This is a genomic window from Pedobacter sp. SYP-B3415 (assembly GCF_004138205.1).
Lineage (GTDB): Bacteria > Bacteroidota > Bacteroidia > Sphingobacteriales > Sphingobacteriaceae > Pedobacter.
Genome location: NZ_RXNQ01000010.1, coordinates 21076 through 38010, shown reverse-complemented (window position 1 = coordinate 38010; position 16935 = coordinate 21076). Strand labels below are relative to the sequence as shown.

Here is a 16935-nt window from a genome sequence, read left to right as displayed (position 1 = left end):
AGCTGAAAGGCCGCATAAATAAGTCCTGGTCTGAAGATGCCCGAAATGCCCGAGAAAAAAGACCTGCCATATCATTTGCCTTTGCAGGAACTGCTGCGCCCGGTTTTGATCAGATATGCGTATGGTATCTGCGGCTCGGTAGCCGAAGCAGAAGACGTTGTTCAGGACCTGTTCCTATACCTTCTGGATCGGGATCTGACCGGTGTAGACGACCTCCGTGCCTATCTGATCAGGAGTGTGATCAACCGGGCGATCGACCGGAAAAAGGCTTTAATTAAGAGAGTCGAAAGTTATCCGGGTACCTGGCTGCCCGAACCGTTTGCAGATGATACAGCAGATAGGCGGTTGCTGAGCAAAGAAAAGTTTTCATATGCGCTCATGGTTTTACTGGAGCATCTGGATCCGCGGCAACGGGCAGTTTTTATTCTTAAAGAGGCGTTTTCATATAGTCATGAAGAGATAGCAGCGGTGCTGGATTGTAATGCTGCCCTGTCACGTCAGTTGCTCAGCAGGGCGCGTAAGCAGCTTGCAAGTGTGCAGCGCGAGGATGAAAGAATGGCGTCGGGCACTTTTCTGTCGCGCTACCTTGATGTCATGCAGAGTGGGAACACTGCGGCACTTGAGAAACTTTTGCTCGAAGATATCATCGTTATTTCTGACGGCGGTGGCAAAGCTGCAGCGGCCTTAAACCCTGTGATTGGTGTGGCCCGCGTCACTGCATTGCTTTTTGGAATCTACAAAAAGTTTGCGCTGCACTGTGAGCTCAGAACGTCTTTTGTGAATGGTTCACCTGCACTGCTATATCTCTCTGAAGGCCAACTCATCAAATGTCAGATCCTTACCATCGAGGCGGGCCGTATCAGCCGGATATATATAATACGAAACCCGGATAAGCTGCTGAAAATTTCTTTCTGATTTTTTATTTTTTTTTGTCACATCAGGCCTCTGTTTACAGTCCTGCGTGTATATAAACATTTAAAAATGGAAAGAATAAAAAACGATGAATTGCCTGATGGTATGATGCAGGCCTTGTATGCCACACAGAGTTTCCTGAACAAAAGCGGCTTGAGCAAAACATTGGTCAATCTGATCAACATGCGTGTTTCCCAACTGAACAGTTGCGGCTTTTGTCTGGACATGCATTCAAAAGAAGCTGTAAGTGCAGGTGAAACCATGCAGCGGCTGATAGCTTTGCCCGCCTGGCGCGAAGCCTCATTTTACACACCGGCAGAACGGGCCGCGCTGGCACATGCGGAGTTCCTGACCAGGCTGGATGGGCATACGGACATATCACCAGTTTATGCAGAACTTGAACAGCATTTCAGTAAAGAAGAAATCTCTCTTGTAACGCTGGCAGTAATGCAGATTAATTCATGGAATCGCCTGGTGAGAACCACCGGCCGCGAGGCAGGGAGTTACCAGGTTGGTGCGCATGGCTGATAAAAAAAAGAGCAGCCCGGGTGTCGGGCTGCTCCTTTTTAGACGATGGTGCGGTTTAGCGCATTTCCGTTCTGTAATCGTCTTTGAAAGCACGTGCTTTCTCCATCCATTCAGGCGCTTTGTCTTTTATTTCGTCAAGTTTGCTGCGACCGAATTCGTCTTTTTTCGTTACATATTTTACTGCGGCATAAACCGCTGCGCCAATTAATGCTGTTCTTACAAGTCCCATAATGTTCTTTTTTTATAGCAACAAGCTGAGCGGGAAAGGGTTTTGTATTTTTTGAAAATTCAGGCGCGTTGTTACAACTAAAATGCGTATTACAGGCAATGACCCGATTTGTAATCCGGGTAAGTTGAGAGGCAGATATTTTATCCGCACGATATTGTCCGGGTTGGAAACCCGGTGCTCAGTTGCTTTGGATTTTAAATCCAAATTGACGTAGTCCTCCCGGATTTGCAATCCGGGTGGGCTGAGCAGCGGATCTTTTATCCGAATAATATTGGCCGGGTTAGCAAACCCGGTGCTCATTTGCTTTGGATTATAAATCCAAAGCGACGTAGAGTCTTCCCGGATTTGCAATCCGGGGGGGTGAGCGGCGGATATTTTATCCGCACGATATCGTCCGGGTTGGAAACTCGGTTCTCAGTTGCTTTGGATTATAAATCCAAATCGCCGTAGTCCTCCCGGATTTGTCATTCGGGGGGGGGTGAGCGGCGGATATTTTATCCGCACGATATGGGCCGGGTTGGAAACCCGGTGCTCAGTTGCTTTGGATTATAAATCCAAAGCGACGTAGAGTCCTCCCGGACTTGCAATCCGGGTGGGGTGAGCGGCGGATATTTTATCCGCACGATATGGGCCGGGTTGGAAACCCGGTTCTCAGTTGCTTTGGATTATAAATCCAAAGCGACGTCGAGTCCTCCCGGATTTGTAATCCGGGTGGGCTGAGCGGCGGATATTTTATCCGCACGATCTTGTCCGGGTTGGAAACCCGGTTCTCAGTTGCTTTGGATTATAAAATCCAAATCGACGTAGAGTCCTACCGGATTTTGCAATCCGGGTGAGCTGAGCAGCGGATATTTTATCCGCACGATATTGCCCGGGTTGGAAACCCGGTGCTCAGTTGCTTTGGATTTTAAATCCAAAGTGACATTTTCCTGGCGGATTTGCAATCCAGTGTTTCTGACGTATTCGATGCCCGGCATTCTGCCGAAATTAGTTAGATTGTCGAAAAAAAAAATATGAAATTTTTATCATCCTCCCTCAAGGTCAGCGGTATATCGCTTCTGACCTGCGCGCTTTTACAGTTTTCCTGCTCGGGTAAGCCGGATGCCGGTGGCTGGAAACTGGTGTATCAAAACGATTCGCTCGGCCGGCCCGTTTACGGCAGCAAAAAAGACCTGATCCTGGCAGTAAAACGCGGCAGTCCCATCAGGGTTGCCTGGGGCGAGTTGCTGGATGATGGCACAAGTGATGTTGAATTTGCAACACCGGATTTTACAACGCTTGTCAACGAAAGCGATCTGGTTGTGCAGTTCCCCGCCAGCATGATCCAGACCGAATACATGATCGCTGCAAAGTCTTATTTGAAAACCGATCCGCCTCTTCAGTGGCGGGCACTGATGTGTACAGACGGGCATTATCACCAGTTCCATAATGACCTGGCCTCCGGAAAGGTTACACGTACCATGTATCTCAAAACAGCTATGGCCTGGTATGCCGAGGTACCGGAGCGTGACGACAGGCACGTTCCCGCATTGGCGATACCAAATGGAATCAGACTGGACAGTTTGCGGGTCCATTAGTTTATATTCGACAGCCAGCGTCCGGGGTCCGCAAACCAGCACAGTACATAACAATTTCTGCTGAAAAAATCGCACTTTGCAGGTTTAATGCGCATATGAAATCAATAGCCCTCAGATTTACATTCGTCTTTTTATTTTGCTCGTTTATCGTTTTAGTTACCAGGGGAGCAAGTAACCCGGTACATCTGCGCTGTGAGCATATGGAACATCCGCTGGGCATTGATGCCGTGCAGCCCCGTTTTTCATGGCAGATGGAAGATCCCGCTCAAGGCGCCCGGCAGACGGCCTATCAGGTACTTGTAGACGTCGACTCGACGGGCGTACTCAGCGGGAAAGCATCTGCATGGAACAGCGGACGGGTAACAGGCACGGATAATCTGGTAACGTATAGTGGTGCCGCACTGCGACCGTTTACCCGGTATTTCTGGAAGGTGGTTCTCTGGAACGGATCAGGGCAGCGCTCGGTTTCTAAAATACATGCCTTTGAAACCGGAATGATGGGCATACACAACTGGCGCGGCAGCTGGATCAGCGATGGGCATGATGAGACCTTTCTGCCGGCCGGTTATTTCAGGAAGGCATTTCAGGCAGGCAAAAAAATCCGTTCGGCGCGGGTCTATATAGCTGCAGCGGGTCTGTACGAATTGTATATGAATGGTGATAAAATCAGCAACCACAGACTGGACCCGATGTACACACGTTTCGACAGGCGCATCCTCTATGTAACACACGATGTAACGCATCAGCTTCAGCAAGGCAGCAATGCGATCGGTGTGCTGCTGGGAAATGGCTGGTACAACCACCAAAGCATCGGCGTTTGGAACTTCGATCGCGCCCCGTGGCGTGCCCGGCCGGCATTCTGTCTCGATCTGCGCATTACTTATACAGACGGGACGACAGAGATCATAACCTCGGGCACCGACTGGAAAACCGGCTCCGGCGGTCTGACCTTCAACAGTATTTATACCGCAGAACATTATGATTTCCGCAAGGAGCAGCCGGGTTGGAATAAGGCCACATTTGACGATACTAAATGGAGCAATGCGCAGCTTCGCACAGCACCGGCCCCGCAGATCGTAGCACAAGTGATGCAGCCGATCAGGAACGTTGAGCGCATACCGGCGAAATCGGTCAGGAAATTTAGTGACACCTGTTATGTGTACGATCTTGGCCGCAATATCGCAGGGGTAAGCCAGATCAGTCTAAAGGGGCCTGCAGGTACTGTACTGCGCCTGCGGCACGCAGAGCGGCTTTATCCGGACGGCCATACAGACCTGTCAAATATCGATGTCTACCACCGGCCCAGGGATCAGAATGATCCTTTTCAGACAGATATCATAACTCTTTCCGGCAGGGGCACGGAAACCTTTATGCCGCGTTTCAATTACAAAGGTTTTCAATATGTGGAAGTGACAAGCAGTAAGCCGGTGCATCTGGATAAAGAAAGCCTGACCGGTTTTTTTATGCACAGTGATGTAGCCGCAACCGGGAAAATTAGTTCTTCCAATCCGCTTATTGACCGGTTGTGGTGGGCTACAAACAATTCATACCTGTCGAACCTCTTTGGTTACCCGACCGATTGCCCGCAGCGGGAAAAGAATGGCTGGACCGGCGATGGGCATTTTGCCATTGAAACCGGTCTGTATAATTTCGATGCCATTACCGTTTATGAAAAATGGCTTGCTGACCACCGTGATGAACAGCAACCCAACGGCGTGTTGCCGGATATCATTCCAACGGGCGGCTGGGGCTATGGTACGGCGAATGGTACAGACTGGACCAGTACCATCGCCATTATTCCCTGGAATATTTATCAGTTTTATGGCGACAGTAAGTTGCTGCTCGACAGCTATGAGCATATAAAAAGATATGTTGGTTATGTAGAGCAGGGCAGTAAAGGCTATCTGACAAGCTTCGGCCGTGGCGACTGGGTGCCGGTAAAAACCAGTTCGTCTCTTGAATACACGTCATCTGTCTACTTTTATACTGATGCACTTATCTTGTCGAAAGCGGCAAAACTCTTTCGCAGAGCCGAAGATCAACGACGTTACGAAACACTCGCTAAAAACATCCGCGAGGCAATCAATAAGAAATATTTCCGCCCCGCAGAAATAAGTTATGCATCGGGCACGCAAACGGAAATGAGCATGGCTTTGCAATGGGGAATCGTACCTGAAGCCTACCGGCTGAAGCTTGCCAGGCGCCTTGCTGAGAAGGTTGCGTCAGACGGCATGCACCTCGACGTCGGTGTACTTGGTGCCAAAGCGATCCTCAATGCACTCAGCGAAAACGGAGAGGCAGAAACCGCATACAAACTTGCTGCGCAGGATACGTACCCTTCATGGGGCTGGTGGATTGCGAACGGGGCTACAACCCTGTATGAAAACTGGAACATTCAGGCCGAGCGCGATATATCCTTGAACCATATGATGTTTGGTGAGATCGGCGGCTGGTTTTTCAAAGGCCTGGCTGGCATACGCACAGATGAATCGAGACCCGGATTCAGACACATTCTTTTTAAACCAAATTTCGTGACTGCGCTAAGCCATTTTGAAGGCAGCCATGACGGACCCCGCGGAACAATCCGTTCTGAATGGAAAAGACGCGGCAATACGATTGAATACACGATCGTTGTTCCGGCGAACTCAACGGCCACGGTTTTTCTTCCGCTGAAAAGCGGCCAGTCGGCCTGGCTTGGGCGGAAGCAGGTACTGTCTGATTTTGAGGTCGCAGCCGGAAAGCATGTGTTCGAGATCAGAACCCCATAACCGGCAAACTGGCTGCTAAGCGGAGAAATAAATTTTCATTTGTAGTACATAATCAAAAAAAATCCCATTTTTGAGCGACACTAAACTATGGCTACAACCGACTTAAGCAAAGATCTGGCACCGATCGTTTCAAACACCATGGCAGACATGGTCGAGCTCAGGCTGCGGGAATATCTTAAACGCAAATCTTTTCGCCCGGGCGATGCATTGCCTAAGGAGCTCGAACTCGCTGAAGCCCTTGGTGTGAGCCGGAACGTGCTCCGGGAAGCATTGAGCAGGCTGCGGATGCTCGGGATGATCGAAACCAAGAAAAAGCGCGGCATGGTGCTCGCCCGTCCGGATATACTTGGCACCTTTGAACGGGTGCTCGATCCACTTATTATCGACAATTCTACGCTGCAAGACATTTTTGAACTTAGGCTGGTATTAGAAATGGGCCTTGCAGATTTACTGTACATCAGGAAAACGGATCGGGATATCCAGGAACTCGAAGCAATAGCAAAAAAAGAGGTTAACCTTGACAATTCGTTTCGCATAAAAAATGAAATTGCTTTTCATGGCAAACTGTATGAGATGTCCGGGAATGATACCTTAAAGCGTTTTCAGATCATGCTGCTGCCCATATTCGACTACGTAGTTTCTGTTGAACCAAACCCGACCCGGGGCGACGTTACGCACATGGATCTGGTCGATATTCTAAAGACTGGCAGCAAAGACGATTTTAAAAAAGGCATGGAAGCGCATCTGAAGCCGCATTTTGACCGGTTGAGATAACTTAACGATTACATAACATTGCAGTCAGGGGCCACGCGGCCCCTTTTTTTATTTTTGCGCCATCCATAAAAATTATTGTTTCTGATTTGCTAATTAAAAAAATACTTCACACATTTGATATGTAGTACATAAGGACTACAAACCAAATATAATATCTTGATTATGAACAAAATTTCTACAAGCTGGCTGATCATGCTGTTTTGCCTTGTCGCTTTTCAGAGTTTTGCGCAAAACGCTGTTACTGTTACCGGAACCGTCAGATCTTCGAAAGACCGGGAAGTTATGCCGGGAGTGGGCGTTAAGCTAAAAAACGGTCAGGCAAATACGCTTACAGATGGATCCGGGCAATTCAGCATCCGTGTTCCCGATTTACAGGCGGTACTTGTCTTTACCTATGTCGGTGTAAAAACAAAAGAAGTGGCACTTGCCGGTAAAGCCACAATTGATGTGGTCCTTGATGAAGAAGTGAATGAGCTTAATGAAGTGGTTGTAGTAGGGTATGGCCAGCAATCGCGTGCAACGCTTACCAATTCTATTACGAAGGTAGATGCAAAAGAATTTCAAAACTCCCCTGCAGCAAACCCGCTCACGCAGCTGCAGGGTAAGGTCGCAGGTTTATCGTTACAGGTATCGAGTGGCCAGCCGGGGGCCAACCCGCAGATTTTTATCCGCGGCGGTGCCTCAACATCGCCCGAAGGGGACGCGCCATTATTTATCGTCGATGGTATTGTCGGCGCTATGCGCAATATCAGCGACATCAATCCTGACGACATTGAATCGATGCAGGTGCTTAAAGATGCCGCTTCGACAGCAATCTATGGAGCGCGCGCAGCGAATGGCGTCATTATTATCAAAACAAAGTCGGGCAAGATCGGAGCAAAACCAACCATCAATTTTAAGTATACAGGCGGGCTCGACCGGCAGGGCAAAACTTATGACTTCACAAGCGCTGAAGAATATGTTTACATCAGCCGCTTAAATACGCAGAAATTTAATACGTCAAATGCTTCACTTTTTCTGAATGGCGGAACGTACGGAATGTCTACGGGTAATGCCAGGAATACAAAAAACACGCTTGAATTTCTGGACACCTATATCTCTGCCTATGGAAAAGATTATGTGAGCGACCTGATCGACAACCAGGGCTGGACCACGATGACCGATCCCGTTACAGGCAAAAAGCTGATTTTTAAGGAAACCAATTACCAGGATGTTTCCTTTCAGGATGCCATGCGCAGTGAGTATGACTTCAATATTGGCGGAGGTACTGAAAAGGCTACCTATTACGCAAGCCTGGGCCACCTGAACCAGAACGGTATTGTTGCCGGAACTGACTATAAGAATTACAATTTTCTTCTTAACGCGACCTATAAGCTGAGCGACAGCTGGGATATCAATGCAAATGTGAATTACCTGCTTCGCCAAAGCAACGGCATCGGGAACGTTCAGAACGTTCTTTCGAGGTCAGTAACCATGCCGTTTACTTATCGCGAAACTTTTGAGAATGGTCTGCCGGCGCCGGGTGAAGGTGTGACATCCTTCCGGAACCGAAACCATGAGGTATACTACCGGGATCAGTACAGCGATAACAAAGTGTACCGTACAAATCTTAGTCTTGGCGCAACCTGGAAAATAATCCCGGGCCTGACATTCAAACCAGCGCTCTACTGGTTTACAACAGAGGGTATCAATAGTGCTTTCGAAGCTTATAATGAAGTGAACATAAACAGAAATGCTTCATCAGAACATTCGTTCGTTCGCGCGGGTCAGATAGATGGGGTGTTTAATTATGTCAAAAACTTTGGTGACAAGCATCATACCAGTACAGTTCTCGGCAGCAGTTACATTAATAACTATAACTACGTCATTAATGCGTCGGGATACGGTTCTCCCACCGATAATGTCCGGACCGTGAATGCGACATCGATCCTTACGCAGCGCAGCAGTACGGAGATCAACAGCGATATTCTGATGAGTTTCTTTGGCCGTATCAACTATGATTACGACAGCAGATTCCTTTTCAGCGCCAGTCTCAGAAATGACGGCTCATCGAAGTTCGCTGAACGCAACAAATATGGCTGGTTCCCCGGCGTGTCGGCCGGTTGGAACATTCACCGTGAGAAGTTTTTTGAGCCGCTCAGCACCTATGTATCTACACTAAAGCTCAGAAGCAGTTATGGCGAAGCCGGCCAAAATGAGCTGTCAATTTTTGATACCCGTGGGCAATACAATATCGGCAACACTTATCTTGGCGAAGTAGGAATCATTAATACCAGGCTGGCAAATGCAGACCTGGTCTGGGAAACAACCAGTTCTCTTGATGCCGGCGCGGATATTGGTCTTTTCAAGAACCGGGTAACACTGTTGCTCGACTGGTACGATAAGCGAACACGCGATCGAATTTTTAGTAAGCCGCTCGACGCCACCACCGGTTTTAGCTCGATAACAAGCAACTTTGGTCAGATCCGTACACGCGGGTTCGAGATAGAACTGGCTGCAAACCCGGTAAAAACCAAAAACTTTTCATGGGACCTAAATTTCACCTTCTCGTGGAACCGTTCCGTAGCGCTTGAACTTCCAGATAACGGTGAGATCAAAAATCGTATTGGCGGTAACCTGGTGTACAACAAGGACCTGAACGCATACGTAAAAGTGGGCGGTACAGCCGAAGGCGAACGTTACGGCGGTCGCTGGGCTTACAATATGATAGGCGTCTATGCAACCGATGCGGAAGCAGCCAATGCGCCAAAAGATGTCGAGGCCAATAACCGGGTTAAAAAAGGCGGCGACGCGATCTGGGAAGACGTCGACGGTAACGGCATCATAGACAGCCGCGACATGGTTTTTATGGGTTTCATCAGGCCGGACCGCATGGGCGGAATCGTCAATACCCTTAACTACAAAGGCCTGTCGATGCGAATCGTAGCAGATTTCGCGATTGGCCATGTAATCGACAATTCTTTCAAAGGACGTGCTATGGGAAGTGCCCGCAACAACAACATGACCCTCAAAGACGTGATGGGTGATAAGATTTGGAACAACCCGGGTGACCTGGCTAGTATTCCAAAATATACCGTACAGAGTGATGCTGACTACAACTACAGGAACCACCTGCGCAACGGAAACGGACTTGCATCAGGTTCAGGTTACATTACCGCTAATTCCCTGTACCATTCGAAAGGTGATTTCCTGGCTTTCCGCGAAGTGTCGCTTTCTTATGCACTTCGTGCTGGTTTTTTGAAGAAGGCACATATTGCCGGCATCAACCTGTTTGCGGGTGTATTCAATCTTGGTTACCTGACCAAATACGATGGGCTAATGCCTGAAATTTATACGGGCAATGACCAGGGCTCATATCCGAGGCCACGTCAATACAATTTCGGAGCCACTGTAACTTTTTAACAATAACGACGATGACACAAAGACACCATATATGGACCTGCCTGCTGGCAGTTGCCCTGCTGGGCAGTGGCTGCAAAAAAATACTTGATGCGCCACCCGTCTCCAGTCTAACCAACGAATCTTATTGGACTGCTGAGGGCGATGTGACCGGTTACATGACCGGCATTTATTCCGATTACCGGAACCTGATGAATCAAACCCTTCATTTTGAAGACCGGAGCGACGTTTTCGTAGCCGGGCTCGAGGGGGCGGTGAGCAATGCCTGGGCACAAAACCTTACGCCACTCAATGCTCCTAACTGGATTGATTTTTACAACCAGGTGCATCATTGCAACTTGTTGCTAAAAAATGCGCCCCTGATCGGCAGCAGCGCAAACATCAAGCGCGCCATGGCTCAGGCACATTTCATCCGTGCCCACGTTTACTTTTCGTTAATCAGGATCTGGGGCGATGTACCATTACTTCTCGAACCGACAGAACCGGTAGACCGTGAACTGCCTGCCCGCGCTCCGGCGGCCCAGGTTATGACGCAAATTCTCAGTGATATTGACCAGGCCATTGCACTTTTTCCTGAAGCGGGATTTCCAAACAAAAATCGCGCGAGCAAGCCTGCAGCTTATGCCCTCAGGGCCGATGCACTCTTGTGGAAAGCCAAAGTCTTAAACGGCAGCGCACAGGATTTTGAAGCAGCCATCGTGGCGGCCGATCAGGCGCTGGCCGCGGGGGTGAGCCTGCTGGCAGATTTCAGTAAGGTTCATGCCACAGATCAACGGAAGAATTCAGAGGTCATTTTCTCGCTCTATTTTCTGCGGGATGAAAAGTCCGATCAGTACGGAAGCCGATTGAAACCGCGTGACATATTTGTATCATCGGCCACAAACGCAGCTGCTGTTCCCTTTGCAAGAAACGGCGCGCGCAGTGTTTATGCACCAAGTCCGAAGATTATGAACCTGTTTGCTGCCAACGATTTGAGAAAGGCCAACTCATTTATTACAGCGGTAGATGCAGCAGGCAATGTGATGGGCATCTTCGATAATAAGTTTCGCGGAACTGTGTACCCGGACGACCGGTATTTTGAGAATGAAACAGTTATTTACCGTGCTGCAGAAATGTTCCTGTTCAAGGCAGAAGCACTTGCAGCCCTCAATCGGGTGCCAGAGGCAAAAAGTGAACTCGATAAGGTCCGGATCCGTGCCGGTATAGGTCCATACACCGGTTCACTTGAAAAATCGGTATTCGAAAGAGAAGTTCTCAATGAGCGCGGCCGCGAATTGTGGCTGGAATTAAAACGCTGGCCGGATATTGTGCGCTTCCATTCAGGCGGTACAATTAATGCCTACAGCGAGGTGCCGAACCTGGTTGGAAAAAACATTCCGCTTTATTCCCCGATACCCAACACACAGATATTCCTGAATCCAAATCTTAAACAGACAGAAGGTTATGGCAATTAGATTTTATTTAAAGAACATAAGCTATGCCTGTGTGCTGGCCATCGTCCTGATCATTGGCGGCTGCGGCAAAGAAAGTGCGCCGATACCTGAACCCGTAGCGCCGGTAACCCCACCGCCGGTTAATCTTCCATATAATCATATTTTTAAGTCCGGGGAAGGAGGCTACTATTGTTTTCGCATACCTGCCCTGGTAAAGACAAAAGCCGGAACGCTACTGGCCTTTGCCGAAGCACGCCGGGTAAACTGCGGGGATGAGGGCGATATTGACCTGGTCGTGAAGCGCTCTTCAGACAAAGGCAAAACCTGGTCGGCGTTTAGCGTGATCTGGAGCGATGGGGAAAACACCTGCGGAAATCCGGCGCCCGTTGTTGATGAGAGCACCGGAAAAATTCATCTCCTCATGACCTGGAACCTGGGTTCAGACGACATTGGCATGATTGGCAATGGTACCAGTAAAGACACCCGCAGGGTATATAAAACCAGCTCAACTGATGATGGTAAGACCTGGGCGGCCGCACAGGAAATAACCTCGAGCGTGAAGCTGCAGGGTTGGGGCTGGTATGCAACCGGGCCTTGTCATGGTATCCAGCTTAGCAAAGGTCCGAATGCGGGCAGGCTGGTCATTCCCTGCGACTACATACAGGTAGGGGGTGCCAAAAAGGGTTTTTCGCATGTTATCTATTCAGACGACAAAGGCGAAACCTGGAAACTTGGCGGCGTTACGCCGATCATCAATCTCAATCCAAATGAAAGTACTGTGGCTGAACTCGCAGACGGGCGGCTGATGCTGAACATGCGCGTATCAAATAACGATAACCTGAGAATGCGCAGCATCAGTTCCGATGGCGGTCTGACCTGGTCTGTTCCTGAAACGACACCCGCACTGCTTGATCCGGTTTGCCAGGGCAGTTTGCTGTCGGCCATGGTAGGTTCACAGCATACACTGTTCTTTTCAAACGCCGCAAGCGTAAACCGCACTAACATGACTGTCAAAATGAGCACTGACCAGGGCGATACCTGGAGTAAGTCTGTTGCAATCCATACCGGACCGTCAGCTTATTCAGATCTTGTTATGGTTGCAGACAATGAATTGGGGCTTTTGTATGAAGCGGGAACAAATCGTTTTTCAGACGGTATTGCCTGGAAAAACATCAATATGTCGGAATTTAAGTAAACACAAACAGCATGAATCATCATAATCGCTATATCCGTTTTCTTGCATCGATACTTTTCCTGCTTGCACTTGCACCGCTAACGGGCGGTGCACAGGAGGCGGTCTCGACGGCTTTTCAGCTTCCATTGTTAGTTGACCGTGAGCAAAATCCTGTTGCCAGACTTGCCGTCTCGGTACCGGCACAAACTGACCTTTCTCAGATAACTGTTGAGATGCCGGGCGGTTCGGCAAAACATATTAAAACCCTCAGCCTGGTGTTTGCCGGCCAGGATTCTGCCTTGCTTACTGAGGCGAAGCTACAGAAAGCCACATTATTCGGTCAATCACCGGTAAAGGGCAGTAATATTCTGACAATCAATGGAAAAACCCCGTTGTCTGAAGGAATAAATTACCTGTGGTTAACGCTCCAACTGCAGCCCGGCACACCGTTATCAGCAAAGATTCAGGTGCATATCAAGTCTGTTGAAGCAGGCCGTACGCTGACGGTGAAGACCTCCGGTAGGGCGTCTGTTTATCGCCCGGCGGTTGCCGTTCGCCGGCATAACCAGGAAAATGTGCATACACACCGTATTCCCGGCCTGGCGACCGCAAAAGATGGTACACTGCTGGCTGTTTATGACGCTCGCCGAACCAAGGGCGGTGATTTGCAGGGTGATATTGATATCGGTGTATCCAGAAGTTTCGATAAAGGCGTAACCTGGCAGCCCATGCAAATCGCACTTGATATGGGCAAATGGGGTGGGCTGCCTCAGAAATTTAACGGCGTATCAGACGCTTGCATTCTGGTCGATCAAAAAACAGGAACCATCTTTATTGCGGGCCTCTGGATGCATGGTGTGATCAATAAGGAAGGCAAATGGCTGGAAGGTCTGAATGAGGAAAGTACAGACTGGAATCATCAGTGGCGCGATAAAGGTTCCCAGCCAGGATTCGGTGTAAAACAAACCTCACAATTTTTGCTAACAAGAAGCACTGACAACGGTAAAACCTGGTCTCAGCCGGTTAACCTGACCAAGATGTGTAAGAAAGAAGAGTGGTGGCTGTGGGCACCTGCACCAGGTCAGGGTATTACCCTTAAAGACGGCACCCTGGTGTTTCCGACACAGGGGCGGGACCGCACCGGTAAGGCTTTTTCGAATATAACTTATAGTAAGGATGGAGGCAAAACCTGGAAAACGAGCGAACCTGCGGTTCAGGAATCAACAACCGAGAATATGGCGGTCGAGCTGAGCGATGGCCGGGTTATGCTGAATATGCGTTCGAATGCCAACCGCACAGACACAAGCAGCCGGAATGGCCGTGCGGTCGCTGTAACCAGCAATCTCGGCGCCAGCTGGACGGAGCATCAAAGCTCTCACAGTGCCCTCATCGAGCCCACGTGTATGGCAAGCATTATCAGACATGATTATACGGAAAAGGGAAACAGGAAGTCGATACTTGTTTTTTGTAATCCCGATTCCAAGGTGGCCAGAAACAATATCAGTATCAAAGTCAGTACCGATGACGGTAAGACCTGGCCGCGTAAAATCCTGCTCGACCAGGAAAAAAGCCGTGGGTACAGTTGCCTGACAAGCGTATCGCCCGGTGTTATTGGCGTGCTCTATGAAAGCAGTCAGGCCGACCTTGTTTATCAGCAGATCGAGTTGAATGAACTACTGAAATAGAATGATCTACAAAATTGAAAATGAATAAAATAACAGGACTAATAGCTGCAACATTTGCGGCTTATCATACAGACGGATCATTGAACAATGCCTTGATCCCGTCAGTGGTGGAGAAGATGATTGGCGACGGGTTATCGGGCGTATTTATATGCGGAACAAATGGCGAAGGGCCGAACCTGACGGTTGAAGAACGCATGTCGGTTGCCGAGGCATATGTAACGGATGCCGCCGGACGCCTGCTGGTTCTGGTGCATGTAGGGCACAGCTCAATTGCTGAAAGCCGCAGGCTCGCTGCACATGCACAACGGATCGGTGCAGATGCCATTTCGGCGGTTTCCGCATTCTATTTTAAGCCTTCAGGTGTTGAAAATATGGTCGATTGTATGGCTGAAATCGCCTCGGCAGCGCCGGATACGCCATTTTACTACTATCATATACCCGCCTTGACGGGGGTTGCGATCGATATGGTCGAGTTCCTTGCCCAGGCAGGTGCCAGGATCCCGAACCTTGCCGGTATCAAATATACGGCAGCGACGCTGCACGAGTACCAAGCCTGTCTGAATTACGATGGCGGACGTTTCGATGTTCTTTTCGGCTATGACGAGCTGTTGCTCCCTGCACTGGCCGTTGGCGCAAAAGGTGCCATCGGTAGCACGTACAATTTCGCTGCGCCCGTATATCTGCAGGTCATGAAACTATTCGCTGAAGGGCGCGCAGAAGAAGCGGCAGCCATGCAGCTGCATGCGGTGAATATGGTTCGCAACCTTGTTAAATTTCCGCCGATCCCGGCCCAGCGCGCTATTATGAAACACATTGGTTTCGATCTCGGCACCTGCCGTCTTCCCTTGGTGTCCCTAACAAATGCCCAGGCAGAAGACCTGATCTCGTTCCTCGCGAACGATGGTTTCTTTGCGGCAGTCAATCAGAATTATCACCTCATACATTCAGGACATGAAAACTAAGCTCTTAATTTCTTTCGCCTGGCTGCTGCTGATTCTTGCGGCGTGCAAAAAAGATGAAATGGAATCCCTTAAGCCGGCATTCAGTGTAAGCAAACAGGAAATTCTTGCCGGCGAAAGCCTGACCTTTACTGACTTATCTACAGGGCAGCCATCATCCTGGAACTGGGAGTTTGAAGGTGGAACGCCGGCCAGGTCTGATCTGTCAGGGCCGGTCGTGACGTACAGCCAACCCGGGACTTACGCCGTAACGCTTGAAATCAGGAATGCTGCGGGCGCGGCGGTTGAGAAAAAAACCGGCTACATTACGGTGAGTTATCGTGATATCGCTGCAGATTTCAGTCAGAGCGCTACGACAATCAAACAGGAAGAAAGTGTTACCTTCACCGATAAAAGTTCAGGTATGCCTAACAAATGGGCCTGGGAATTCCGGTCCGGAAACGTTGTCCTTACTTCAGACCAGCAAAACCCTGTCGTCAAGTTCAGTACGCCCGGGGTATATACCGTTAAGCTCACGGCCAGCAATCCGAAGGGTGCCCAAACTGTGGTGCGCGAAAATCTGCTGACAGTGGTAGATATCACCTCTGTAGAAGCAGCGTTTGACAGCGATCAGACAGGTACCTATTCAGGCGGAAGCATCCAGTTTAACGATAAGTCGATCGGAACGGTTACGAGCTGGAACTGGACTTTTGAAGGAGCTTCTGTAAGCAGCTCTACCGCGCAGCATCCAAGGGTAACCTATCCGTCTCCGGGCAGGTACAGGGTCAAACTTGTGGCTGCGAATGCCACGCGTTCATCAACCGTAGAAAAAGACGGCTACATTCTGGTGGTGCCCGCCAATGGTCTGACAGCGTTTTATCCGTTAGACGGCAGCATCAACGACGCCGGCCCGTCAAAACTCGTGTCTACAGCGGTTGGACAGGTAGCATTCACTGATGCGGACCGCACCCTGGCACCGGGCCGAACAGCAACCTTTACAAGCAGCGGCGGTTTTGTTGTGCCTGACAACGATGCTATGAACTTTGGTACCGGCGACTATTCGGTTTCCTGCTGGATTAAAACCACCACCACAACAAGTGGCATGGTGTGGCAGGAGAGTGGTGGTAAGGGTTCAGGTGATAACCAAACCTGGCTTCGTTTGCTCGGTTCAGCCACGAATTTAACATCCTTTGCAACTGAAGATGCTCTCAACGGATCAGTAATCAACCTGACCAGGGCGGCAAACGGCAATGTTGCTGCCACCAATGACGGTGTATGGCATCACATTGTCTGTGTGCGTTCGGGAACCCTTACCGCTATTTATATCGATGGGGTGAAAATCCGCGAAGCGACGGCTACAGGTGTGAAAAACACTTCAAATACCGGAGCCTTCAAGGTTGGTATGCAGGAGGGGACCGGCGGATACAGCAGACAGTTTGTCGGTCAGATCGATGATCTCATCATTTATAAAAAGGCCCTGTCTCAGACTGAAATCAATACATTAAAAAACCTTTAGGA

13 protein-coding genes are annotated in these 16935 nt (G+C 49.4%); 11 read left to right on the top strand and 2 right to left on the bottom strand.

All coding sequences use genetic code 11. The features are described from left to right. Positions 1–45 precede the first annotated feature (45 nt). A complete protein-coding gene (locus tag EJV45_RS05835; protein WP_129714729.1) occupies positions 46–915 on the top strand; it encodes a sigma-70 family RNA polymerase sigma factor in 870 nt (289 codons plus the stop codon). Positions 916–981: 66 nt separating this feature from the next. Continuing rightward, complete coding sequence (locus EJV45_RS05830; RefSeq protein ID WP_129714728.1) at positions 982–1440, top strand: carboxymuconolactone decarboxylase family protein; 459 nt, start codon at positions 982–984, stop codon at positions 1438–1440. Positions 1441–1495: 55 nt separating this feature from the next. On the opposite strand, the gene EJV45_RS05825 is transcribed toward EJV45_RS05830, so the two are convergent. Both EJV45_RS05825 and EJV45_RS05820 read right to left on the bottom strand, forming a co-directional pair. Next, the gene (locus EJV45_RS05825) at positions 1496–1669 is read right to left on the bottom strand and encodes a YtxH domain-containing protein (protein WP_129714727.1); all 174 of its coding nucleotides are present in this window, start codon (positions 1667–1669) and stop codon (positions 1496–1498) included. Between the two features lie 12 nt (positions 1670–1681). Beyond that, entirely contained in the window at positions 1682–1969 is a 288-nt protein-coding gene (locus EJV45_RS05820; RefSeq protein ID WP_129714726.1) for a hypothetical protein, read from the bottom strand. Positions 1970–2682: 713 nt separating this feature from the next. Here EJV45_RS05820 and EJV45_RS05815 point away from each other — a divergent pair. The 9 genes from EJV45_RS05815 to EJV45_RS05775 all read left to right on the top strand — a co-directional run bounded on the left by EJV45_RS05815 (position 2683) and on the right by EJV45_RS05775 (position 16933). Then, positions 2683–3246 carry a hypothetical protein gene (locus tag EJV45_RS05815; RefSeq protein ID WP_129714725.1) on the top strand — a complete coding sequence of 188 codons (564 nt, stop codon included), beginning with the start codon at positions 2683–2685 and terminating at the stop codon, positions 3244–3246. A 95-nt stretch (positions 3247–3341) separates the two neighbouring features. Then, complete coding sequence (locus tag EJV45_RS05810) at positions 3342–6014, top strand: glycoside hydrolase family 78 protein (RefSeq protein ID WP_129714724.1); 2673 nt, start codon at positions 3342–3344, stop codon at positions 6012–6014. 87 nt (positions 6015–6101) lie between these two features. Further along, positions 6102–6788, top strand: a complete 687-nt coding sequence (locus EJV45_RS05805; protein ID WP_129714723.1) for a FadR/GntR family transcriptional regulator — start codon at positions 6102–6104, stop codon at positions 6786–6788. A 162-nt stretch (positions 6789–6950) separates the two neighbouring features. Beyond that, positions 6951–10190 carry a SusC/RagA family TonB-linked outer membrane protein gene (locus tag EJV45_RS05800; RefSeq protein WP_129714722.1) on the top strand — a complete coding sequence of 1080 codons (3240 nt, stop codon included), beginning with the start codon at positions 6951–6953 and terminating at the stop codon, positions 10188–10190. 11 nt (positions 10191–10201) lie between these two features. Further along, positions 10202–11641 (top strand): RagB/SusD family nutrient uptake outer membrane protein, encoded by a 1440-nt coding sequence (locus EJV45_RS05795; RefSeq protein ID WP_129714721.1) that lies wholly within the window; start codon positions 10202–10204, stop codon positions 11639–11641. Beyond that, positions 11631–12815, top strand: a complete 1185-nt coding sequence (locus EJV45_RS05790; RefSeq protein WP_129714720.1) for an exo-alpha-sialidase — start codon at positions 11631–11633, stop codon at positions 12813–12815. The genes EJV45_RS05795 and EJV45_RS05790 overlap by 11 nt, the downstream gene beginning before the upstream one ends. An 11-nt stretch (positions 12816–12826) precedes the next feature. Next, positions 12827–14479 (top strand): sialidase family protein, encoded by a 1653-nt coding sequence (locus EJV45_RS05785; RefSeq protein WP_129714719.1) that lies wholly within the window; start codon positions 12827–12829, stop codon positions 14477–14479. Positions 14480–14499: 20 nt separating this feature from the next. Continuing rightward, entirely contained in the window at positions 14500–15441 is a 942-nt protein-coding gene (locus tag EJV45_RS05780) for a dihydrodipicolinate synthase family protein (protein WP_129714718.1), read from the top strand. Continuing rightward, positions 15431–16933 (top strand): PKD domain-containing protein, encoded by a 1503-nt coding sequence (locus EJV45_RS05775; protein WP_165304996.1) that lies wholly within the window; start codon positions 15431–15433, stop codon positions 16931–16933. The genes EJV45_RS05780 and EJV45_RS05775 overlap by 11 nt, the downstream gene beginning before the upstream one ends. Positions 16934–16935 lie beyond the last annotated feature (2 nt).

Excerpts from the sequence above, each read along its gene's own strand:
- EJV45_RS05835 (WP_129714729.1), top strand. The coding sequence starts at position 46 with ATGCCCGAGAAAAAAGACCTGCCATATCATTTGCCTTTGCAGGAACTG.
- EJV45_RS05830 (WP_129714728.1), top strand. The coding sequence starts at position 982 with ATGGAAAGAATAAAAAACGATGAATTGCCTGATGGTATGATGCAGGCC.
- EJV45_RS05825 (WP_129714727.1), bottom strand. The coding sequence starts at position 1,669 with ATGGGACTTGTAAGAACAGCATTAATTGGCGCAGCGGTTTATGCCGCA.
- EJV45_RS05820 (WP_129714726.1), bottom strand. The coding sequence starts at position 1,969 with ATGAGCACCGGGTTTGCTAACCCGGCCAATATTATTCGGATAAAAGAT.
- EJV45_RS05815 (WP_129714725.1), top strand. The coding sequence starts at position 2,683 with ATGAAATTTTTATCATCCTCCCTCAAGGTCAGCGGTATATCGCTTCTG.
- EJV45_RS05810 (WP_129714724.1), top strand. The coding sequence starts at position 3,342 with ATGAAATCAATAGCCCTCAGATTTACATTCGTCTTTTTATTTTGCTCG.
- EJV45_RS05805 (WP_129714723.1), top strand. The coding sequence starts at position 6,102 with ATGGCTACAACCGACTTAAGCAAAGATCTGGCACCGATCGTTTCAAAC.
- EJV45_RS05800 (WP_129714722.1), top strand. The coding sequence starts at position 6,951 with ATGAACAAAATTTCTACAAGCTGGCTGATCATGCTGTTTTGCCTTGTC.
- EJV45_RS05795 (WP_129714721.1), top strand. The coding sequence starts at position 10,202 with ATGACACAAAGACACCATATATGGACCTGCCTGCTGGCAGTTGCCCTG.
- EJV45_RS05790 (WP_129714720.1), top strand. The coding sequence starts at position 11,631 with ATGGCAATTAGATTTTATTTAAAGAACATAAGCTATGCCTGTGTGCTG.
- EJV45_RS05785 (WP_129714719.1), top strand. The coding sequence starts at position 12,827 with ATGAATCATCATAATCGCTATATCCGTTTTCTTGCATCGATACTTTTC.
- EJV45_RS05780 (WP_129714718.1), top strand. The coding sequence starts at position 14,500 with ATGAATAAAATAACAGGACTAATAGCTGCAACATTTGCGGCTTATCAT.
- EJV45_RS05775 (WP_165304996.1), top strand. The coding sequence starts at position 15,431 with ATGAAAACTAAGCTCTTAATTTCTTTCGCCTGGCTGCTGCTGATTCTT.